A 21,349-nucleotide genomic window follows, 5' to 3' on the forward strand; every position below is an offset into this window, starting at 1 on the left:
CACGATGTTAACTACCGCTTAGCTATGCTGGCGGCCTGAACCGATAGCACTCGCAGAGGCCATGTCGTTCCGGACGGACAGGTTTGGTGGCGCAGAATTGGTGCCCTTCCCCAGAAGGACGCCGAGCGCCGTCGCCTCCGAAGCCCGGTTGCCGGTTCTGATCATCCTGCATCAGGAATCCTCGACACCCGGCCGCGTCGGCAATGCGCTGCGCGCGCTCGGCCATCGTCTCGACATTCGCCGTCCCCGCTTCGGCGATCCCCTGCCCGACACGCTCGATCAGCATGCCGGTGCTGTTTTCTTCGGCGGTCCGATGAGCGCCAACGATCCCGACGACTACATCCGCCGCGAGATCGACTGGATCGAAATTCCGCTCCGCGAACAGCGGTCGTTCCTTGGTATCTGCCTCGGCGCGCAGATGCTGGCGATGCAGCTGGGGGCCCGCGTCGCACCGCATGCGCAGGCACTGACCCAGATCGGCTACTATCCGATCCGCCCGACCGCCGCGGGCCAGGCGCTCTGCCCGAATTGGCCGGCACAGGTCTATCACTGGCATCGCGAAGGATTTGAACTGCCCGTCGGCACTGAGCTGCTTGCGGAAGGCGATGATTTTCCGATCCAGGCGTTCCGCACCGGCAACGCTTTCGGGGTGCAGTTTCATCCTGACGTGACCTGCGCGATGATGCATTGCTGGACCACGCGCGGCTATGACGGCCTCAGCGCGCCTGGCGCGCGCGAGCGGCATCATCATTTCGCGGACCGTGCCGTCTACGACGTTGCGGAACGGGCCTGGCTCGATCATTTCATCGATGGCTGGCTGGCGCGCCGGCAGGTGCTGGCGCAAGCCGCCGAGTGATCGCGCCTGTGCGCAAGGCCTTCGCGCAAGGCCTTGGCGCAAGCTCTTGCCTCACCGTTGGATATGCTAGGCTCGTTCCTAACGAGCGCGCGCGAACGCGTGCCGGCAGACACAGGGAGAGCGTCATGGCCTACGAACACATTCTCTATGAGGTGAGCGACAAGGTCGCGACCATCACGCTCAATCGCCCTGATCGCATGAATGCGTGGACGCCGACGATGGAGCGCGACGTGCGTCATGCGATGGAAGCATCGAGCGCCGATGACGATGTCCGCGTCATCGTGCTCACCGGCGCGGGCCGCGCCTTCTGCGCCGGCGCCGACATGGATGCGCTGAAGGGGCTCGACCCCAACGACGTCAGGCGTGCCTCGAACCTGCCGGCCTTCGACATGAATCGCCGGCCGGACTGGCAGACGCGTTACGGCTTCTATCCGTCGATCGGAAAGCCCGTCATCGCCATGCTCAACGGTGCGACCGCCGGCATCGGCCTCGTCCACGCGCTTTATTGCGACCTGCGCTTTGCCGCCGACAATACCGTGTTCACGACAGCGTTCGCGCGGCGCGGACTGATCGCCGAGCATGGCATGTCCTGGATGCTGCCGCGCATCGTCGGCCACGCCAATGCGATGGATCTGCTGCTCTCGGCCCGGCGCGTGTCGAGCGACGAGGCGCTGCGGATCGGCCTGGTGAACCGGCTCTGCTCGCCCGAGAAGCTGCGCGAGGAGACCTACGCCTATGCGCGCGACCTCGCCGACATGGTTTCCCCGAGCGCGATGGCCGTGATCAAGCGCCAGCTCTACGAGGTGCCGTTCCAGACGCTGGCGGAGGCCACGATCGAGGCCAACCGCGAGATGATGGTCGCGCTGAACGGCAGCGATTTCCGGGAGGGGGTGGCGAGCTTCATGGAGAAGCGGCCGCCGAGGTTTACGGGGAAGTAGGGGGGATTTTTCAGGGGCGGTCCGTCTTCGCCCTGCGGGCTTCGCCGGACACCACGCTTCACCCTTCGGGCTCCTCGTGGCTGCGCCACGCGTAGCCCGAAGGGCGAAGCGTGGTGGAGCCAGGCGGGATCGAACCGCCGACCTCGTCATTGCGAACGACGCGCTCTCCCAGCTGAGCTATGGCCCCGTTTGGCGGCCGCTCTGGTGAATGCGGCCGACAACCGGGCGCCATTTAAGTCCCCGCCAAGGTCAAGTCAAGGACGGGTGTGACCCGGTTTTAACCATCCCCGGCACCGACTTCCCTTGTTTGGGCCGGGGGGAACCGATATCTAGCAAAAAGCGTCAATCCCGACCGAAAGCCAGAGTCTTCAATGCGTGCCGTTCTCGACATCGTCATCATCGTGCTCGACCTCTACGTCTGGCTGCTGATCGCCTCCGCGATCCTGTCCTGGCTGATCGCTTTCAACGTCGTGAACACCCGCAACCAGTTCGTTTCGGCGGTGGCGGAGTTCCTGTACCGGATCACCGAGCCGGTGCTGGCGCCGATTCGCAATTTCCTGCCCAGCCTCGGCGGCCTCGATATCTCGCCGATCATCCTGATCCTGCTCATCATGTTCATCGAGCGGGTGATCCTGTATTACATCTACCCGAACGTGATCTAAGCAGGCGGGAGCGCCTTGATTGCGAAACAGGCCTTCAAGGAACCCTGGCGCTATTCGGCCGCGGGAATCAGCATCGCGCTGCGGGTGACGCCGCGCGGCGGCCGCGACGACATCGACGGGATCGAGCAATTGGCTGATGGCCGCAGCGTGCTCAAGGTGCGGGTGCGCGCGATCGCCGATGGCGGCGAGGCCAACAAGGCCGTTCTGGTGCTATTGGCGAAATCGCTCGGCGTCCCCAAGGCCAGTGTAAAGCTGCTATCCGGTGCCACCTCGCGGCTGAAGCAGATCGCGGTCGACGGCGATCCGGCGCGGCTCGGCGAAGCCCTGCGCAAGCTTGCCCAAGCCAGATCGGCAGACGCCAAACCGACAGACCAAGGGAACTGACATGACGGCCAAGATCATCGATGGAAAAGTCATCGCTGCGGAACTCCGCGCGCGCGTCGCTGACGAGGTTGCCCGCGTCAAGCGCGAGCACAATCTGGTGCCGGGCCTCGCGGTGATTCTGGTCGGCAACGACCCCGCCAGCGAGGTCTATGTCCGCTCCAAGCACACCCAGACCCAGGCGGCCGGAATGGCCTCGTTCGAGCACAAGCTGCCGGCCGACGTGTCGCAGGCCGATCTGCTGGCCGTCGTCGCAAAACTCAACCGCGATCCGGCCGTGCACGGCATTCTGGTGCAACTGCCGCTGCCGAAGGGCCTGAACACCGAGGCCGTGATCAACGCCATCGATCCCGCCAAGGATGTCGACGGCCTGCATCCGAACAATGCCGGCCGGCTCGCCGGCGGCTTTGAAGCGCTGTCGCCCTGCACGCCGCTCGGTTCGATCATCCTGACCAAGAGCGTCCACGGCTCGCTCGAAGGCATGAATGCCATCGTCATCGGCCGCTCCAATCTGGTCGGCCGTCCGCTGGTGCAATTGCTGCTCAACGAGAACGCCACGGTGACCATCGCGCATTCGCGCTCGCGCGATCTGCCCGGGCTCGTGAAGCGAGCCGACCTCGTCTATGCCGCGGTCGGCAAGCCCGAGATGGTACGTGGTGACTGGCTGAAGCCGGGCGCGACCGTGATCGACATCGGCATCAACCGCATCCCGAAGGACGATGGCAAGACGCGCCTCGTCGGCGATGTCGCCTATCAGGAAGCGCTCGCCGTTGCCGGCGCGATCACGCCGGTGCCGGGTGGCGTTGGCCAGATGACGGTCGCCTGCCTGTTGGTAAATACGCTGCGCGCGGCTTGCGCGATCGCCGGGCTGCCGAAGCCGGCGGTTTAACTCCAGGTCTCGCGCCCCGGACGCAGCGCAGCGTGCAACGATGCGCTGCAGAGCCGGGGCCCATTGCAAGTGGCACCATCGGTCCCGGCTCTGCGGCGCGTCACTTCGTGATGCACCGCGTCCGGGACACGCAATCTTACGCCTTTTTCTTCTTCTCGCGCTCGATGCCTTCGAGGATCAGCTTCTGCGCGTCTTCCGGGCCGCCCCAGCGCAGAATCTTCACCCACTTGCCCTTCTCGAGATCCTTGTAGTGCTCGAAGAAGTGCTGGATCTGCTGCAGCGTGATGTCGGGCAGGTCGGAGTACGACTTCACCTTGTCGTAGCGCTGCGTCAGCTTCGACGACGGCACAGCGAGAATCTTCTCGTCGCCGCCGGCTTCGTCTTCCATGAACAGCACGCCGACCGGGCGCACGCTCATGACGGCGCCGGGGATGATGGCGCGGGTATTGATGATCAGCACGTCGCAGGGATCACCGTCATCGGACAGCGTGTGCGGGATGAAGCCGTAGTTACCGGGGTAACGCATCGGCGTGTAGAGGAAGCGGTCGACAACGAGCGTGCCGGCTTCCTTGTCCATCTCGTATTTGATCGGTTCGCCGCCCACGGGGACTTCGATGATGACGTTGACGTCGTGGGGTACGTTTTTTCCGATCGAGACCGCATCGATACGCATTCAAGGCTCCGTTGTTGCCGAGGTTAAATCGCGCCCGGCAGCGATTTTGGCGCTGTCATACGCGGGCTTGGCGCGCCAATCCATCGTGTTTTTGTGAAATAATGAATCCAGCGACTACCGGCTCAAAAGGCAACGGTATCGACGGATGGAAAGCGCTGCCGGCTAGACTTTCAGCAGCTCAATTGGTCCAAGCGAAGGCAACCTTGTCGAGCGACTTCGGCCCGAAACGCTCGGAGGAGCGCGCCACCATGCGGCCGCCCAAGGCGCGGTAGAACTCGGTCGCCGGATCGTTGTCCGAGAGCGCCCACACCACCATGCTCTTCAGGCCGCTCTGCATCAGGTCGCGGCGGGCTGCGGTGAACAGGCGGCGGCCGAAGCCGAGACCCTGGAATTCCGGACGCAGATAGAGCTCGTAGATCTCGCCGTCGAAGTGCAGGCTGCGGGCGCGGTTGCGGCCGTAATTGGCGTAGCCGGCGATCTTGTCGCCGAACACGAGCACGCTGACGCGGCTGCCTTTGCGAATCGCACTGTCCCACCACTGCGGACCGCGGCGGTTGATCAGCTTTTCCAGTTCGCCGCCGGGAATGATGCCCTGATAGGCGGAGCGCCAGGCTTCGTCATGGGTGGACGCCACCGCAGTTGCATCTGCAGCTTTGGCCGGCCGGACCTCGATCAGGGTTGTGCTCATGGATACGATCAAACCAAGTCGCCGCGCCGGCGGCAAGACCTATCGTTAATTATCGGTTAACGTGTGGATTTTGTGCATCAGTATTTTAACCATGTTGTACCGAAAGAAGACAAGACGCCATTTCGAACGGCACCGGCCTGCCATTGCCGGTGCAAAACTGCCCTGCGGCAACCAATGAACCGCGATGGCAACGCAAAAAGTCCGCCGAAAATGATTCGTTCCTGCAGATCCGTCGCTGTCCGTGTTCGCCTGCGGCGATTCATGCGCCTCTTCAACATCTTCGCCCTCCTGCCTGTGCTGGCCTTGTTGATGGCGTCCCCTCTGTGCGCGCAGGTCACGTTTGGGTCATCGGGTGAGGAGGGCGAGCCGCTTCGCCGGCAACAATGGCGCGTGCCATCGCCGGATACCGACGTTGCCGCGCATGCGCTGCTGTTTCGTCCCGTTGGCGCCGGTCCGTTCCGGCTTGCGGTGATCGCGCATGCCTCGACGCAGAATGTGCTGCGTCGGGCGCAAATGCCGCAGCCTGAATACCGCGCGCTGGTCGCGTTTCTCGTCGCGCACGGCTTCGCCGTGCTGGTGCCGGAGCGGCTCGGCCATGGTGCGACCGGCGGCCGCTATGTCGAGGACCAGGGCGGCTGCGACGAGGCGGATTACGCGCGCTCGGGTCGCGCGACGGCCACCGAAATTTCGCTCGCGCTGGATTTTTTGCGAAAGCAGGATTTCGTTCGTCAAGACTCGGCCGTCGTGCTCGGCCATTCCGCCGGCGGTTGGGGGGCGTTGGCGCTCGCGAACGCCGATCCGAACGCGATCTCCGCGATCATCGCGCTTGCGCCGGGGCGCGGTGGCCACGCCAACGACGAACCGAACCGGATCTGCGCGCCGCAGACGCTTCTCGCCGCGGTGGCCGAGTTCGGCAAGGCGGCGCGCATTCCGGTCACATGGCTCGTGGCGACCAATGACAGCTATTTTGCGCCGGCGTTCTCGCGCCAATTGGCCGATGCGTTTCGCGGTGGAGGCGGCAAGGTGGACTTCCGCACATTGCCGGCCGTCGGCAGCGAGGGGCATTGGATGATCGAGAGCGAAGCCGGCGTCAAAGCCGCCAGCCGCGAGCTCGGGCTTGCGCTGAACCAGTCCAAACCTGCGGCGGCCAAGAAGCCATGACGCTGTATCTCCTGGTCAAATACCTCCATGTGCTGGGCGCCATCGTCATTCTCGGCACTGGCACCGGCATCGCCTTCTTCATGCTGATGGCGCACCGCACGAGCGACGCCGAATTCATCGCGCGTACCGCTTCGGTGGTGGTGATTGCGGACGCGATCTTCACGCTGTCGGCCGTGATCCTCCAGCCGGTGACGGGCGGCCTGCTGCTGATGCTTTCGGCCATGCCGATCACGGAACGCTGGCTGCTGGCCTCGCTTGGGCTCTACGTCTTTGCGGGCCTGTTCTGGGTCCCCGTCGTCTTCATGCAGATCGAGATGCGCGATCTCGCGCGCAAGGCGGCCGAGCAGCGCGGCGCTCTGCCTGAACGCTACTTCGTGCTCTACCGCCGCTGGTTCGCGTTCGGTTTCCCCGGCTTCGGCGCGACGATGTTGATCCTGTGGCTGATGATCGCGAAACCGTTTTGAGAGATGCGATGACCCAGCGAACCGTTTTGGTGCTCGGTGCCTCCGGCCTGATCGGGCGCTTCGTCACCGACGATCTGCGCGTGCGGGGATTTCGCGTGATCGGCATCGCACGCAGCCTGTCGCCCGCGCAGAAGATGAGCGCGCTGGACATCGAGCAGCCGATCCTGTCGCTCGATGCAGCCGCGCTGATGCGCCTCTTCCGCGAGCACGCCGTCGACGTCGTCGTGAACTGTCTCGGCGTGCTCCAGGATGGTCCCGGCAGCGACACCGGCGCGGTGCATCGCGACTTCGTCGCGCGTCTGCTTCAGGCGATCGCCGACAGCGGCCGCGCGATCCGGCTGGTGCACATCTCGATCCCCGGGACCGCGGAGGCGGATCGCACCGCGTTCGCGACGACCAAGCGCGAGGCCGAACGCCTGATTGCAGCCTCCGGCATTCCCCACGCGATCCTGCGGCCCGGCTTCGTCGTCGCGCCATCAGCCTATGGCGGCAGCGCCATGCTGCGGGCGCTCGCCGCCTTCCCGCTCGACCTGCCGCAGAAGGCGATGTCGACGCAATTCCAGTCCGTCGCAGTCGAGGACATTTCGGCCACCATCGCCTGGCTCGCAGCGCGCGATATCGACGACGCCTCAGTCAAAGCCGTGACGTGGGACCTGATGCAGGCCGAGCCGGTCACCATGGCCGGCGTCATCAAGCAGTTCCGCCACGCCTTCGGCACGGCCGGCTGGCCGCGCCTCGCGATGCCATCCTTCATGCTCGATCTCGGCGCGAAGATCGGCGATCTAGCCAATTATCTCGGCTGGATGCCGCCGATGCGCTCCACCGCCATCGCCGAGCTGCGCCGCGGCGTGACTGGCGATCCCTCCGCCTGGATCGCCGCCACGGGCATCGCGCCGAAGACGTTGACTGATACGATCGGGCGCCATCCCGCCACCATCCAGGACAAATGGTTCGCGCGGCTGTTCCTGATCAAGGCGCTGATCTTCGCCAGCCTCGTTGCGTTCTGGCTCGTCTCCGGCTTCATCGCGCTGTTCGTCTCCTACCGCGCCGCCGCCGGAATCTTGAGTGCGCACAACTTCCCGCCCGCGCTGGTCGATGCCATCACCATCGGCACCAGCCTGATGGACATGAGCATCGGCGCGCTGATCGCCTTCCGCCGCACCGCGGCGATCGGTTTGGTCGCAGGTATCTTCGCTTCGCTTGGCTATATGTTTGGTGCGGCGATCCTCACGCCCGACCTCTGGATCGAGCCGCTCGGCGCGCTGGTGAAGACAGGGCCGGCCATCGTGCTGATGCTGGTCGCGCTTATGATGCTGGATAATCGCTAGCGTTTTCGAGCGAAGTGGATCCCGGTTCGCGTGAAGAAAACGCGTAAGATAGAGAGACTGATGAGCAAATGGCCCGACGATGACGTGATCCTGTTCGACGGCGTCTGCATCTTCTGCTCGCGCTGGGTCCGCTTCGTCGCCAGGCGCGACACGGCGAGGCGGTTTCGCTTCACGCCGATCCAGTCGGATTACGGGGCGCGGCTTGCACGCATGTTTGGCATCGATCCAGATGACCCCGACACCAACGCGGTGCTTCATGAAGGAGTGGTCTTTATGAAGTCCGACGCCGCGCTGACCGTGCTGTCGCATCTGCCGGGATGGAGTTGGGTGCGGATGTTGTTCGCTGTGCCGAAGCTGCTGCGAGATCCCGTGTACAGCCTCATCGCGCGCAACCGCTACCGCATCTTCGGCAAGTATGATGCGTGCTTTGTGCCCGATGCCGAATTGCGGGCGCGGGTGATTGAGTGACGTAGCTCGCGGTTAGCGCTTGCCTGAAGCCGCCAGCACTTCCTTCGCCGCGCGCTCCCCGCTGTCCCTGGCGCCATGCGCCGTCGTGAAGAAGCTTGGCGACGTCGCTTCTCCCGCGAAGAACAGCCGCCCATCCACCGGCGCTGCCAGCACCGCGCGGTCTCCAGCGTGCCCTGGCAGTGCGTGTGAATACGATCCTCTTGCAAACGGATCGTGCGCCCAGCGCGACTCGTAGAGCGGCTTGAGCTTTCGCCTGATGTCGTTGCCGAGGAAGCCCGCGATCTCGTCGATGCTGTGCGCGGCGATGGCGCCGTCGCCGGCATCTTCAAGCTCGCGGGCGAAGCTGCCGCCGAAAAAGCCCTCGATGCAGGGCTGGCCGAACGGGCGGATGTGGTAGGTGCCCATCTCGGTGCGCATGGTGGCGCCGCGCAGATTACCCTCTTTCGGAAAGGCTTCTGCATCGTCGAGCGCCAGCGTCACCTTGTCGTCGACGCCGAGCGGCAGGCCGGCTGCCGCATCGACCTTGGCGGGCAGCGGCGGTGAGAAGCGGATCGCCTCATCGGCGATGAGATTGGTCGGAACGGTGACGATCACCTTGTCGGCGGTCAGCGTACCCTGCGACGTCTCGATGCGGAGGCGCTGGCCGGAATGATCGATCAGCGTGACATTGCAGCCCAGGGCCACTGGGCAGGGGGCGCCATAGGCCGCGACCAGTGCGCCATAGCCACGGCGGACGCGCCAGTTGAGGTCGCTGTCCTCGTAGGCGTCCCAGTCCAGCGTCGACATGTCCTTCAGTTCGCAGCCGTTGATGTAGGTCGAGACCGCGTCGATCATGGGATTCCAGCGATTGCCGGGATCGAGGCTCAGGCTCGCGGGTTCGTCCTTGCCCTTTTGCGCGGCCTGCCACAGGCGCTCGTAGAATGTGTTCATCGCGTGCATGAAATCGTCGCGCTCGGCCTGCGGAAACGCGTTGCCGAAGGCGCGCTCGCGCCAGGGCGGCAGGTCCTTGTTGACCTCGAAGCCGAGCTGCTTTGCGATTCCGACGAAGGAATTCTTGTCGGCCGAGTGCAGCCAGCCGCAGCCGACGTCGAAGGTGACCTCAGGCGAGGCCTGCACGGTCCAGGCGCGTCCGCCAATCCGGTCGCGCGCCTCCAGCAAGATCGCGGAGAGGCCGGAGCCATGCAGCGCATGCGCCGCGCCGAGGCCGGCTGCGCCGGCGCCGATGATCGCGACGTTGACGGAGGAGGGCAGGGAGGTCATCAGCGGGCTCTAGCACGTTCGCGAAGAGCGCTGAAGCCACCACAAAGTGAGCTGTCATCACCCGCCTTGTGCGCACGTTGTGCACTGGGGCGAGTGATCCACCCTCGTAGGGTGGGCAAAGGCGCTCTTGCGCCGTGCCCACCATTGCCGACCGGGATTTCAAGTGGTGGGCCCGCTACGCTTGGCCCACCCTACGGCACTACGGTGTGGAGCGGCTTACGCCACCGCTTCCTTGGACTTTTCCGCGCGCTTGCGCTCGTTCGGATCGAGATGCTTCTTCCGCAGGCGGATCGACTTCGGGGTGACCTCGACGAGCTCGTCGTCCTCGATATAGGCGAGCGCCTTTTCCAGCGTCATGCGGATCGGCGGGGTCAGGCGCACCGCTTCGTCCTTGGACGTCGTGCGGATGTTGGTGAGCTGCTTGCCCTTGAGCACGTTGATCTCGAGATCGTTGTCGCGGGTGTGCTCGCCGACGATCATGCCCTTGTAGACCTTCCAGCCCGGCTCGATCATCATCGGGCCGCGGTCTTCCAGCTTGAACATGGCGTAGGCCACCGCTTCGCCCTGGTCGTTGGAGATCAGCACGCCGTTGCGGCGGCCCTGAATCTCGCCCTTGTACGGCGCATAACCGTGGAACAGGCGGTTCATGATCGCGGTGCCGCGGGTGTCGGTGAGCAGTTCGCCCTGATAGCCGATCAGGCCGCGGGTCGGCGCGTAGAACACCAGGCGCAGGCGGTTGCCGCCGGAGGGCTTCATCTCGACCAGCTCGGACTTGCGCTCGCTCATCTTCTGCACGACGACGCCGGAATGCTCCTCGTCGACGTCGATCACGACTTCCTCGATCGGCTCCATGGTGGCGCCGGTCGCCTCGTCCTTCTGGTAGACGACGCGCGGGCGCGACACCGAGAGCTCAAAGCCTTCGCGGCGCATGGTCTCGATCAGGATCGCGAGCTGCAATTCGCCGCGGCCCGAGACTTCCATCGCATCCTTGTCGGAGGCCTCGACGACGCGCAGCGCGACGTTGCCTTCGGCTTCGCGCAGCAGACGGTCGCGGATCATGCGGCTCGTCACCTTGTCGCCTTCAGTGCCGGCGAGCGGGGAGTTGTTGACGATGAACGACATCGACACGGTCGGCGGGTCGATCGGTTGCGCCGGCAGCGGCACCTCGACGGTCGGATCGCAGAAGGTGTCGGCGACGGTGCCCTTGGTCAGGCCGGCAATGGCGACGATGTCGCCGGCTTCGGCTTCATCGAGCGGCGTGCGCTCGAGACCGCGGAATGCCAGGATCTTGGTGATACGCCCGGACTCGACCAGCTTGCCGTCGGCATGCAGCACCTTGACCTGCTGGTTCGGCTTGAGAACGCCGGACGAGATGCGGCCGGTGATGATGCGGCCGAGATAGGGATTGGCCTCCAGGATGGTACCGATCATCCTGAACGGCCCTTCCTCGACCGTCGGCGGCGCGACGTGGCGCAGGATCAGGTCGAACAGCGGCTCCATGCCCTTGTCCTGCGGACCTTCGGGGCTTTCGGCCATCCAGCCCTGCTTGGCCGACCCGTACAGGATCGGGAAGTCGAGCTGCTCCTCGCTGGCGTCGAGCGCCGCGAACAGGTCGAACACCTCGTTGATGACCTCGGTCGGGCGCGCGTCAGGCCGGTCGACCTTGTTGATGACGACGATCGGCTTCAGGCCGACCTTGAGCGCCTTGGAGACCACGAATTTGGTCTGCGGCAGCGGGCCTTCGGCGGCGTCGACCAGCACCAGCGCGCCGTCCACCATGTTCAGGATGCGCTCGACCTCACCACCGAAATCGGCGTGGCCGGGGGTGTCGACGATGTTGACGCGGGTGTCCTTCCATTGCACCGAGGCCGCCTTGGCCAGGATGGTGATGCCGCGCTCACGCTCCAGATCGTTGGAGTCCATGGCGCGATCCGTCACCTTCTGGTTCTCGCGGAACGTACCGGATTGCTGGAGGAGTTTGTCGACCAGGGTCGTCTTGCCGTGGTCGACGTGGGCGATGATGGCGACGTTACGAAGGTTCATGAGTGAGCTTCTTTGCGGTCGGACAATGGGTTAAGCGCGATCTCGCCGGTCGGACCGGGACCTCTTCTCGAAACAACGCTGGAAGACTGGAAACGGGCGCTTTCCGCCCAAAAAGGGCCGCCCGGCCATCTCGACCAGGCACCCTACGCGTTGCGGCGCAATATATGCAAAAACCGCCAAAAAACAATGTGTTCTTTGCTGGTTGGTTGACTGAATTTTGTCCGGGAATCTCCGGGGGTTAGGGTAAATCCAGCACCAAACCGGCCTTTGCTCGGGGACGGGGCCTCGATCAGCCCTGCACCGAGCCGGGGCTGGTCTCCTCGGTCGGATAGACCCCGCGCAGCACCTCCTCGAAGTGCATCTTCACCGCTTCGTTGCACAGGCAGGCGCGCAGGCGCAAGCCGTCGAGATTGCGGACCAGGATCGCGCCGCGTCTTGTATCGAGCACGCCCTCGGCCTTGAACGACTGGAGCACGCGGCTCGCATAGCTGCGGCCGACCCCGAGCAGCGTCGCGAGCTGCTCATGCGTCAGCGGCACGCTGCTCTCGTCGCCGGTCCGCTCCATCGCCGCGATGATCCACTTGGCCGTACGCTGTTCGATGGAGTGGATGGCGTTGCAGGCGGTGGACTGGAACATCTGCGCCAGCATGCAGTCGGCATAGCGGGCGAAAATGTTGCGCAGCGAGGCCGAGCGCATCTTGGCAGCGTCCAGCTTGGCGACGTGAATGCGCGCGAATGGTCCGCCGAATTTCACGCAGATGCGGGTATAGGCCGGCAGAAATCCCTCGCTGACGATGCCGCCCACTGCGCCTTCGCGTCCGACCAGGATGGTCTCGACGTCGCGGCCGTCCTCATTGGGAACGAGAAATGTCGCGAGCGACGGTCCGCAGGGAAAGTGCACGACCTGGACATCGTCGCCGGGACTGTAGAGCAGCTCGTTGGCCCCGGCGGTGTCCAGGGTGACGTGCGGTGCCAGCAGCGCGTAGTCAGCCGGACTCAAGCGTCGCAGCAGATTGTTGGCCGGCCGGCTGCCGACTTCGGTTGTCTTGCTGATACGCGCGTCCATCGTAAATCCCCTGCTCTCCTTTCAACACTAGCGAGGTCCGATCATGGGCTGTGTGCACAAGTGGACAGACGTGAAAACTGTTCTGTGGTGAGTTTCGTTCCGGGAACCCTCCGATGCGCTGGGCGCAGGCGTCGGGATGAGGCTGTCCTTGATCGGTAAGAACATGCAGCCCTCGATATCCACCATCATGATACCTGCTCCCCCGGACGGCTCTGCCGGCATTCCTTCCGATGTTCTGATCGTTGAGGACGATCCGATCATTGCGATCGATTTCGAGGATCGCCTGCTCGGATTTGGCGTGAGGAGCGTGCGCACCGTGGGGTCGGTGGCGCAGGCGCTGGCGGCGATCGCAGCGCGCGCGCCGGATTTCGCGCTACTCGACGTCGAGCTCGGCCGCGAGAAAAGCTTTGCCGTCGCCGACCGGCTGGCGGCTGCGCAGATTCCCTTCGTCTTCGTGACGGGCTACGGCGCCGAGGATCGGATCGCTCCCGAATTCAAGACGCGGCCGCGGCTGCAAAAGCCCTGTTCGAGCGAAGCGCTGGAGGCCGCGCTGCGCTCGCGCGGCGCCTGATCGCCCGTCGGCGTTCTCCCGGCTTCAGGCAGATTTCGGATCGAGCGTGGTCGACCACAGCGCGACGTCGGCGCGGTCGCGCAAGGTCACCGTCATCTGGCCGGATGCGCCGTCGATCTTGACGTGACCGAAGAACTGCATGCCTGCGGACGGCGGCAGGTTCTGGTTGTCCTTGCCCGGCGCTTTGACGAAACGCACCTCCGGCCCAAAGGTGTTGTCGAGCGCATTTGGACCAAAGGTGCCCGCATGCAGCGGGCCCGAGACGAATTCCCAGAACGGCTCGAACTCCTGGAATTGCGCCTTGTTCGGATCGTAATAATGCGCGGCGGCGTAGTGCACGTCCGCGGTCAGCCACACCGTGTTGTTGATCGGCGCCATCTTGATGAAGCGCAGGATGTCGGCGATCTCGAACTCGCGGCCGCGCACCGGGCCGTCGCCCTGCGCAATGGCTTCCGATCCGCCCTTCGGCGTGTCCGATACGACGAGACTGATAGGCATGTCGGAGGCGATCACCTTCCAAGTCGCACGCGAATTCAGAAGGCCGCGCTTGAGCCAGGCGATCTGGTCCGGGCCGAGAAAATAGCTCGCGGGCCCGTAAGCGGTTTCGAGATTGGCGCCGTTCGGGCCGCGATAGCTGCGCTCGTCGAGCACGAACACGTCGAGATGCGGGCCGTAGGAGATCTGGCGATAGATGCGGCCCGGCTCAACGATGCTCTCCCGCATCGGATACATCTCGTGAAAGGCGCGGCCCGCGCGAGCTGCGAGCAGCGAGATGTCGCGCACCTTGTAGGACGCCGGCAGCTCCTTCGACAGCGACCAGTTGTTGGTCACCTCATGGTCGTCCCACTGCACGAAGATCGGCACTTCGGCATTGAAGGCGCGGACGTTGTCGTCGGTGAGATTGTATTTGTGCGCGGCGCGGTACTCGTCCAGCGTCTCCGCGACCTTGGCCTTCTCGGGGATGGTGACGTTCTTCCAGGTCTTGCCGTCGGTGAGCTTCACCTCGGATTCGATCGGACCGTCGGCATAGATCGTGTCGCCGGAATGCAGGAAGAAATCCGGGCGATGCTTGCGCATCGCGGAGAAGGTGAACATGCCGCCATCATCGGGATTGATGCCCCAGCCTTGCCCTGCGACGTCGCCGCCCCAGACGAAGCTGACGTCGCGACGGTCGGCCGGCGCGGTGCGGAAGCGGCCGACCACTGGCTCGCCCTCGATCGCGGTATGCGAGAGATCGCGAAAGCGGACGCGATAGAAGATGTCCTGTCCGCCCGGCAGGTTCTCGATCAGCATCTTCGCGGTGAAGTCGCTCTCCGGCAGCGCCGCGATCGGCGGCAGCACGCGGGCATCCTTGAAGGACTCGGTCGTGGCCACCTCGACCAGCATCTGCGATGGCCGGTCAGTGCGCGCCCAGACCACGCCACCGTCGACCGTGACGTCGCCGGACTGCACGCCATGCGTAACCGCCGGCCGGTCGGCCGCGCGCGAGAGATGGGGCATCGCGATCGCGCCGAGCGCACCGGCGCTGGTGGTGAGGAAGCGGCGGCGGGAGAATTTGATGTTCATGGCGGCTTCGCTTTTTGTCTCGTGCGCATCTCGCGTCGTCATTCCGGGACGGTCCGAACGACCGGACCCGGAATCTCGAGATTCCGGACTCGCGCTGCGCGCGCTCCGGAATGACAGCGAAAGCTATACTGAGACAGTATGACGCAGCAATAACGCGGCAAGCGTTTACGCGTTGCCGGCGGCCCTGAATTGCGCGCCTGCGCGCTGCAGGCTTTGCGGCATGGCAAACAGCACGGCCTTGCGGTCGGCGACGGCGGCGTGGAACTGGTCGAGCACGATGTTGATGGCGGTGAGCCCGCCCTCTTCGATCGCGCCGTGATCGAAGCAGCGCAGCGTGTCGCGCAGGATTTCGTCAGCCTCGGTTTGCATCTGGTCGAGCTCGTCGGTCGTCTCGCTCTTGCGCGCCGCCGCGATCAAGTCGAACAGGCGGTCGCGCAAATGGCTGTTGTTGTCGCGCTCGTCCTTCTTCAGGTAGCCCGCGAACCAGGCGCCGATCGAGCCCATCGCCGAGAGCGCCATCAGGGTCCACCAGATGTAATCGCTGTATTTGTCGAGGAAGGTCTTTTCCTCGCCGTCGACGAAGGCGGCGGCGCCCGGATGCACGGGGATCACCGCATCCTTGTCGGTGTCGGGCGTCTCGATCTTCGCCGCCATCGGGAATTCCGCCACCAGTTGCTGGCGCACGGCGAAGAGCTGGCGCGTGAACGCCGCGATGGTGGTATCGGACACACCTTTGCGCGCCACGATGTGGTGCGAGAAGCTGATGGTCTTGACCTCGTCATCGGGGCGATCGGGCGAGCCGCCATAAGTACCGGCGGGAATCTCCGATGCTTCGTAGACGGGATGGTTTTGCGCGATCGCGTCCGCGGAATCGATCGCGAGGAAGGTCGGCGTGCCGCTGTCCTTGGCCGAAGCCGCGATCGCATCCGACGTGATCTTGCTGTTGACGGGGCCGGCTGCGAGATAGGCATCGGCCTTCTGGGCCTTGATCGCCTCGGCGGCTTCATTGGCCGGGAACTGTATGACCTCGACCTTCGCGGGATCGACGCCGTATTGCTGGAGGATCACCTTGAGCAAATTGACGTTGGCCTGGGTTCGGCCGATCACCCCGACGCGATGGCCGGCGAGCTGCGCGATCTTGGTGATCTTCGCGCCCTTCTTCTTGCCCTTGCCGGGCACGGACCACAGCACCACGACGTTCTTGCGCAGGGTCGCAACGGCTTGCGCGTTCTTCGGCACGTCGACGTCGCCGCGAACGATGGCGAGATCGACCTTGTTTTCCGCGAGCGCATCGGCGCTGGCGGTGGCGCCGTCGGTCTGGATCGGGCGTAGCCGCACAAAGCTCTTGTGCTGCGCGAAAGCCTGCGTCAGCGCCTGCACCACCTTGAGGTCGTCGCTATTGGCCGGACCGACCGCGATCTTCAACGTCACCGGCCGCATCGCGAAGTAGTAGCCGCCGACGAGCGCGCCGATGATCGCAAGCACCAGCGCCAGAGACACGAGCGCCGTCTTCCGCGCCGCTGATCGCGGCGAAGGCGGGGTGGGCGCTTCGGCCAGGTCCAATCCCCCGGTCATCGATCTCCCAAACAGGCGCTTGAGGCTCAGTTTCATCTTGGCCGGCGATTTACGCCCGCAATTGTAGCAAATTTCTTGTCCCGCGGGGTTACATCTCCGTCATGGTTAGCGGATGGACGAAATCCGGTCTGAACCAGGGCCATATGCACGGTGTTAGGGTAAAGTTCCCCTGAAAATGGAGGCGATCATGGCAGAGCGGCTGACGCCGGAAGCACGCAAGCAGGCACTGGGCGCCATACCGGGCTGGACCGAGGTTCAGGGCCGCGACGCCATCGGGAAGACCTTTGTCTTCAAGGATTTCAACGAGGCGTTCGGATTCATGACCCGCGCGGCGCTGGTTGCCGAGAAAATGGATCACCACCCCGAATGGCGCAACGTCTACAAGACGGTGGAGGTGGTGCTGTCGACCCATGACGCCGGCGGTGTCACCAAGCTCGACATCGAGCTCGCCAGGATGATGAACACGATCGCCAAGCTGACAGCTACCTGACACCTTGCGAGGATCGGCTGCATCCCCATGTTGTGATCAGCAGGAGATGCGGCCATCTGCCGCCCTGGCTGAACGGGGAGTTTCTCGAACATGGCTGCCGAACACAGCGTCGGCTTCGAGCCGGCCGATCGGCTCGCGGAGGATCATGAGAGCGTGCGCCGCCGTTTCTGGCGCAAGCTGAAGCGTGTCGCCGTGCAATTGCCGTTCGCGGAAGACCTGCTCGCGGCTTATTACTGTGCGTTCGACCGGCAGACGCCGCGCCATGTCCAGGCGTCGCTGCTCGGAGCGATCGCCTATTTCATCCTGCCGTTCGATTTCGTCCCCGACGTGATGCCGATCCTCGGCTTCACCGATGACGCCGCCGTGCTCGCCACCGCCATCCGCATGGTCGCCAGCCACATCACGACGGAGCACCGCGAAGCCGCCCGCGCCGTGCTGAAGCGCGGGGTGGATGGTGCGGACGCGGCGCAGTAGGCGTTGTTGGCTACACGCCGTAGCCACGCCCACCGCTGTCATTCCCCGCGACCCGGCCACGCTAAGGCTTCGCCGGGGTTGCGGTCCAGGGCAGCCGAAGCTTTAGCGTAGGCGGCAGGCGGGGAATCCAGTACGCCGCGGCCTCTCGATTCAATCACTGACGTCACGGAGTACTGGATCGCCCGGTCAAGCCGGGCGATGACAGCGAGTGTGTGGGTGCCGCTTGCGACACCATCGGCCGCAATGCCGCTCGTTACTTCTTCTCCGCCCGCGCGTTCCCCGCGTCCCACGCCTGGAATTGCTTGAACAGCGCTTCCCTGTCTGCGTCGGACACCTTCTGGGCCGCGGGGTTCTGCTTGAGGAACGCCTCGAAGCGCTCCCGGGTCACCGGTTCGACGCCGTGCTTGTCGAGCCATTGCTGCGCCACCGGCAATCTGTTCCAGCCCGTCAGAGGTGCCGGGAGCGAGACTTCCTTCCACTTGGGATGGAAAGGCGGGTTCTGCAGGGTCGGGAATTTCGTGAAGAACGCATCCACGAACAGCGCAAGCTTACGGTAACGGTCGGTGTTGGGCGCCCAGTTGTAGGCCGCGAGCACCGCCGGCACCGCGATGGTGTCCACGTTCTCGCCTTCCTTGATCAGGTTCGGATAGTCCTTGGCGGTCAGCGTCGCCGGCAGATAGTCGCTCTGGAGCGGCTTTGCATAGTCGACCCCCGCGAGGTGGAAGCGGCCGTCATTGCTGAAGGTCGACACTGACTTGTACGGCTTGCCGCCGACCACGATGACGGCGTCGATCTCGCCGGCTTTCAGCTTCTCCATCGCGATGCGCTGCTCGACATAGACGAAGTTCGCCTTGATCCCGAGCCGTTCGAACACCGTCAGCGCGGTGACGAAGGTCCCGCCATTGGGCAGATCGACGCTGACCTTCTTGCCCTCGAGATCCTTCAGCGTCGCGACCGATTTCGGCGCGATCACCTGCATCTCTTCATTGTAGAGCTTGGTCACATAGGTGAACTGCTTCTTGATGTCCTTGGCAAAGCCCTTGCGCTCGAGATAGTCGAGCGTGTCCGCCCGCACGATGCCGAGATCGACGCCTTGCAGGAACAGAATGTCGGCGACGCTCTGCACCGAGCCGCGGCCGACGATCGGTAGCACGCGGATCTTGTTGCCGTCGTCGAGCACGGAGGCGAGGTCGGCGCCGAACTGCACGTAGGTGCCGCCGATCGTGCCGGTGATCAGCGTGACCGTATTGGCGTTCAGCGACTGCTTGGTCGAGGTCGAGCCGAACTGGAAGATGGCCTTCAGGCCGTCCGAGACCTTGGCCGGATCGTACTCGGTCTGCTCGGCGCGTGCCGCGAAGGCGCAAATCGTCATGATGGCGGCAACCGCCATTCCCAAAGCGTTACGCATGATACCCTCTGAAAAGTTCTAGTTCTGAAGCTGAGCGAGGCGCTGCCGCGCCTCCGCCGATCCGAGTGCCGCGGCCTTCTGGTACCAGTCACGCGCGACGGTCGCGTCGCCGGCGATGCTCCGCGCGTCGCTGGTGCCCAGCACGGCCGGGTCATAGGTCTGCGCCAGCAGAAACGCGGCCGTTGCATCCTGTGCATTGGCCGCGCGCTCGAGCAGCAGGCGGGCTGCAACAATATCGCCGATCCTCAACAGGCTCTTCGCGCGTGCCATCAGCCCGGCCAGCGTGTCGGCATCGAGCGTCTTGGCTAGCGTCTTGGCGGGCGGAGTGGGCGCCGGCGGCGCCGCGACGGGTGCGGGCGCAGGTATGGGTGCCTGGGCTTGCAGCGCCGTCTGATAGGCGGTCGCGATCGCTTCGCGGCTCGGCGTTGACGGTGCAGGGAGAACCTGCGTGTCGGCGCTCGCCAGCGTCGTGTTGGTCGCGCGGTCCGAATCCTTCAGCGAGCTCTGCGTCATGGCCGGCGTGTTGGCCGACGCCATGGCTTGCTCCGGCGCGATGCCCATCCAGCTAACGGCATTGGCGGGGAAGAGGCCGCGAAAGTCGGACTGATACAGTGTGACCAGAATTGCCAGGGTGGATGCCGTCAGAACGGCCGCGAGAACGCGCGGGACAATTCTGGAGCGCACCTCAATGGGCGCATATTCGCCTGGGTCCGGCGCACCGAGCGGATCGGACAGGAAGAGTGGAATTGGATCGTCCTGCGAAAGATCGGCCCGCGCGGCGCGCGCACGGATAAAGGACGCGGTCGGCGGATGTGATGTGGCTCGATCGGAGTCGAACGCCTTCGACTCCTTCGACGGGCGATGTGCCGTCGTCTCCATGGTCATGCTCCCCATTACCAACGCAACGCAGGGGCAATTCGGCTTAAGTCTTCTTGCTTTTGTCCAAAGTGTCCCGCAAATGGAACCGGTAAAACGCAGTTGGAATCAGCCCAAAAAACGACGACGGTTTGCGCGAATTAGGAAATATTTGGGTTTGATTGAGGCGGAGCGGAGGAATGCACCACGATTTTGGCGGTGATGGTTGAGGAAGGTTTTCCTAGACTCCGCTGACTTTGACCCCGGGGCATCCAGTGGGCCGCGGCGTCTCGGCTGAAATCTCTGGCGTCTCTGAAATCTGGACCGCCCGCCTCAGTACGCAATTGCGCAGAAGGCGGGCGACGACGGTCGCATATGTGGCGAGTGCGTGTGGCAGGCAAGCGCTGCGGCTCACACCATCACGGATGCAGGATCACCTTGCCCATGGCCTGGCGTCCCGCCAGAACCTTCAGTGCGTCGGCGGTTTGTGCCAGCGGGAAGGTGCGGTCGACATGCGAGGAAATCTTTCCTTCCGCGGTCCACTTCACGAGCTTCTCGAGATTGGCGCGGTTCTTGGCCGGGTTGAGCCGGGTCCATGCACCCCAGAACACGCCGCGGATGTCGCAGCCCTTCAGTAGCGCGAGGTTCAGCGGCATCTTCGGAATGTCGCCGGCGGCAAAACCGATCACCAGGAAGCGGCCTTCCCAGGCGATCGAGCGCAGTGCCTGCTCGGCATAGGCGCCACCAACCGGATCGAAGATGATGTCGACGCCCTTGCCGCCGGTGAGTTTTCGCAGGCCTTCTTTCAGATCTTCCTTGCCGTAGTTGAGCGTCAGCTCGGCGCCATGCGCTTTCGCGAATTCGAGCTTCTCGTCCGACGAGGCGCAGGCGATCACCTTCAGGCCCATCAGCTTGCCGAGCTCGCAGGCAGCCAAGCCGGTGCCGCCGGCTGCGCCCAGCACCGCGAGCGTCTCGCCCGGCTTCGGGCTCGCGCGGTCTTCCAGCGCATGCAGCGCGGTGCCGTAGATGATGATGATGCCGGCTGCGCGGTCATAGTCGAGATTGTCGGGAATCTTCACGATCGATGCCGCCGGCAGCGCGATCTTTTCGCGCGCCCCGTTGTGGCCGCAAGAGGCAACGACGCGATCGCCGACCTTCAGATCGGTCACGCCGGGACCGATGCTCTCGATCACGCCGGCGACTTCGGCCGCCGGCGAGAACGGGAACGGCGGCTTGATCTGGTACTTGCCCTGAATCATCAGGATGTCGAAGAAGTTCAGCGCCGCCGCCTTGATCGCGATCACCGCTTCGCCGGGACCTGCCACCGGATCCGGCACGTCGGCAAGCACGAGATCATCGGGCTGGCAATATTGCGAGCAGAGGATGGCTTTCATGGCGGCACCTTCTTGAGAATACTGGGCGTTTCGAGGCGGAATTATAGTTGGTCCGTTTCTGCCGGATTTAGTGCGGTCCGACAATCCGGTTTCTTTGCGCAAGAGGATGCGCAGGCCTATCCTCGCGTCATTGCGAGCG

General features: G+C 64.3%; 22 protein-coding genes and 1 tRNA gene. 12 read left to right on the forward strand and 11 right to left on the reverse strand.

Annotated features, from left to right (window positions below; genetic code table 11):
• Positions 1-61 precede the first annotated feature (61 nt).
• Together ABIA90_RS07465 and ABIA90_RS07470 are read left to right on the forward strand one after the other, a co-directional pair.
• Positions 62-856 carry a glutamine amidotransferase gene (locus ABIA90_RS07465; RefSeq protein ID WP_354118420.1) on the forward strand — a complete coding sequence of 265 codons (795 nt, stop codon included), beginning with the start codon at positions 62-64 and terminating at the stop codon, positions 854-856.
• 125 nt (positions 857-981) lie between these two features.
• Complete coding sequence (locus ABIA90_RS07470; RefSeq protein WP_354118421.1) at positions 982-1,794, forward strand: enoyl-CoA hydratase; 813 nt, start codon at positions 982-984, stop codon at positions 1,792-1,794.
• 111 nt (positions 1,795-1,905) lie between these two features.
• Here ABIA90_RS07470 and ABIA90_RS07475 read toward each other — a convergent pair.
• Positions 1,906-1,981, reverse strand: a tRNA-Ala gene (locus tag ABIA90_RS07475).
• Positions 1,982-2,165: 184 nt separating this feature from the next.
• Between ABIA90_RS07475 and ABIA90_RS07480 the strand changes: the two genes are divergently transcribed.
• The 3 genes from ABIA90_RS07480 to folD are packed head-to-tail and all read left to right on the forward strand — an operon-like array spanning position 2,166 to position 3,726.
• Positions 2,166-2,456, forward strand: coding sequence for a YggT family protein (locus ABIA90_RS07480; protein ID WP_007598721.1), 291 nt, complete (start codon positions 2,166-2,168; stop codon positions 2,454-2,456).
• Positions 2,457-2,471: 15 nt separating this feature from the next.
• Positions 2,472-2,840 carry a DUF167 domain-containing protein gene (locus tag ABIA90_RS07485; protein WP_354118422.1) on the forward strand — a complete coding sequence of 123 codons (369 nt, stop codon included), beginning with the start codon at positions 2,472-2,474 and terminating at the stop codon, positions 2,838-2,840.
• Between the two features lies 1 nt (position 2,841).
• Complete coding sequence (gene folD, locus ABIA90_RS07490) at positions 2,842-3,726, forward strand: bifunctional methylenetetrahydrofolate dehydrogenase/methenyltetrahydrofolate cyclohydrolase FolD (RefSeq protein WP_354118423.1); 885 nt, start codon at positions 2,842-2,844, stop codon at positions 3,724-3,726.
• A 136-nt stretch (positions 3,727-3,862) separates the two neighbouring features.
• On the opposite strand, the gene ppa is transcribed toward folD, so the two are convergent.
• Positions 3,863-4,399: an inorganic diphosphatase gene (gene ppa, locus ABIA90_RS07495; RefSeq protein WP_014490715.1), complete on the reverse strand. Its 537-nt coding sequence runs from the start codon at positions 4,397-4,399 to the stop codon at positions 3,863-3,865.
• Between the two features lie 178 nt (positions 4,400-4,577).
• Positions 4,578-5,087: a GNAT family N-acetyltransferase gene (locus tag ABIA90_RS07500; protein ID WP_014490714.1), complete on the reverse strand. Its 510-nt coding sequence runs from the start codon at positions 5,085-5,087 to the stop codon at positions 4,578-4,580.
• A 261-nt stretch (positions 5,088-5,348) separates the two neighbouring features.
• Between ABIA90_RS07500 and ABIA90_RS07505 the strand changes: the two genes are divergently transcribed.
• From ABIA90_RS07505 to ABIA90_RS07520, 4 genes are read left to right on the forward strand one after another with little or no spacing between them, the layout of a single operon-like run.
• Positions 5,349-6,248 (forward strand): alpha/beta hydrolase family protein, encoded by a 900-nt coding sequence (locus ABIA90_RS07505; protein ID WP_231143758.1) that lies wholly within the window; start codon positions 5,349-5,351, stop codon positions 6,246-6,248.
• Positions 6,245-6,712, forward strand: a complete 468-nt coding sequence (locus ABIA90_RS07510; protein WP_354118424.1) for a DUF2269 family protein — start codon at positions 6,245-6,247, stop codon at positions 6,710-6,712. Before ABIA90_RS07505 ends, ABIA90_RS07510 begins: the two co-directional genes overlap by 4 nt.
• A gap of 8 nt (positions 6,713-6,720) precedes the next feature.
• Complete coding sequence (locus tag ABIA90_RS07515) at positions 6,721-8,040, forward strand: SDR family oxidoreductase (protein ID WP_354118425.1); 1,320 nt, start codon at positions 6,721-6,723, stop codon at positions 8,038-8,040.
• 60 nt (positions 8,041-8,100) lie between these two features.
• Positions 8,101-8,508: a thiol-disulfide oxidoreductase DCC family protein gene (locus ABIA90_RS07520; protein ID WP_354118426.1), complete on the forward strand. Its 408-nt coding sequence runs from the start codon at positions 8,101-8,103 to the stop codon at positions 8,506-8,508.
• 12 nt (positions 8,509-8,520) lie between these two features.
• Here ABIA90_RS07520 and ABIA90_RS07525 read toward each other — a convergent pair whose 3' ends face one another.
• The 3 genes from ABIA90_RS07525 to ABIA90_RS07535 form a co-directional block, all read right to left on the reverse strand.
• Positions 8,521-9,768, reverse strand: a complete 1,248-nt coding sequence (locus tag ABIA90_RS07525) for a flavin monoamine oxidase family protein (RefSeq protein ID WP_354118427.1) — start codon at positions 9,766-9,768, stop codon at positions 8,521-8,523.
• A gap of 216 nt (positions 9,769-9,984) precedes the next feature.
• Positions 9,985-11,811 (reverse strand): translational GTPase TypA, encoded by a 1,827-nt coding sequence (gene typA / locus ABIA90_RS07530; RefSeq protein ID WP_063980349.1) that lies wholly within the window; start codon positions 11,809-11,811, stop codon positions 9,985-9,987.
• A gap of 289 nt (positions 11,812-12,100) precedes the next feature.
• The gene (locus tag ABIA90_RS07535) at positions 12,101-12,877 is read right to left on the reverse strand and encodes a Crp/Fnr family transcriptional regulator (RefSeq protein WP_354118428.1); all 777 of its coding nucleotides are present in this window, start codon (positions 12,875-12,877) and stop codon (positions 12,101-12,103) included.
• 136 nt (positions 12,878-13,013) lie between these two features.
• Between ABIA90_RS07535 and ABIA90_RS07540 the strand changes: the two genes are divergently transcribed.
• Positions 13,014-13,448 (forward strand): response regulator, encoded by a 435-nt coding sequence (locus ABIA90_RS07540; RefSeq protein WP_354118429.1) that lies wholly within the window; start codon positions 13,014-13,016, stop codon positions 13,446-13,448.
• 24 nt (positions 13,449-13,472) lie between these two features.
• Here the strand turns inward: ABIA90_RS07540 and ABIA90_RS07545 are convergent, their stop codons facing one another.
• Together ABIA90_RS07545 and ABIA90_RS07550 are read right to left on the reverse strand one after the other, a co-directional pair.
• Positions 13,473-15,014, reverse strand: a complete 1,542-nt coding sequence (locus ABIA90_RS07545) for an alkaline phosphatase D family protein (protein ID WP_354118430.1) — start codon at positions 15,012-15,014, stop codon at positions 13,473-13,475.
• A 165-nt stretch (positions 15,015-15,179) separates the two neighbouring features.
• Positions 15,180-16,625 carry a TAXI family TRAP transporter solute-binding subunit gene (locus ABIA90_RS07550; protein WP_085402976.1) on the reverse strand — a complete coding sequence of 482 codons (1,446 nt, stop codon included), beginning with the start codon at positions 16,623-16,625 and terminating at the stop codon, positions 15,180-15,182.
• A 151-nt stretch (positions 16,626-16,776) separates the two neighbouring features.
• On the opposite strand from ABIA90_RS07550, the gene ABIA90_RS07555 reads away from it, so the two are divergent.
• The gene (locus ABIA90_RS07555; RefSeq protein WP_166105107.1) at positions 16,777-17,079 is read left to right on the forward strand and encodes a 4a-hydroxytetrahydrobiopterin dehydratase; all 303 of its coding nucleotides are present in this window, start codon (positions 16,777-16,779) and stop codon (positions 17,077-17,079) included.
• Positions 17,080-17,169: 90 nt separating this feature from the next.
• Positions 17,170-17,553: a YkvA family protein gene (locus ABIA90_RS07560; RefSeq protein ID WP_071908697.1), complete on the forward strand. Its 384-nt coding sequence runs from the start codon at positions 17,170-17,172 to the stop codon at positions 17,551-17,553.
• Between the two features lie 253 nt (positions 17,554-17,806).
• Here ABIA90_RS07560 and ABIA90_RS07565 read toward each other — a convergent pair whose 3' ends face one another.
• The 3 genes from ABIA90_RS07565 to ABIA90_RS07575 form a co-directional block, all read right to left on the reverse strand.
• Complete coding sequence (locus ABIA90_RS07565) at positions 17,807-18,961, reverse strand: TAXI family TRAP transporter solute-binding subunit (RefSeq protein ID WP_028152802.1); 1,155 nt, start codon at positions 18,959-18,961, stop codon at positions 17,807-17,809.
• Between the two features lie 18 nt (positions 18,962-18,979).
• Entirely contained in the window at positions 18,980-19,840 is an 861-nt protein-coding gene (locus tag ABIA90_RS07570; protein WP_354118431.1) for a hypothetical protein, read from the reverse strand.
• Positions 19,841-20,235: 395 nt separating this feature from the next.
• Positions 20,236-21,210, reverse strand: coding sequence for an NADPH:quinone oxidoreductase family protein (locus ABIA90_RS07575; RefSeq protein ID WP_014490699.1), 975 nt, complete (start codon positions 21,208-21,210; stop codon positions 20,236-20,238).
• Between the last annotated feature and the right edge of the window lie 139 nt (positions 21,211-21,349).

The organism is Bradyrhizobium sp. LA6.8 (genome assembly GCF_040547935.1).
Taxonomy (GTDB): Bacteria; Pseudomonadota; Alphaproteobacteria; order Rhizobiales; family Xanthobacteraceae; genus Bradyrhizobium; species Bradyrhizobium barranii.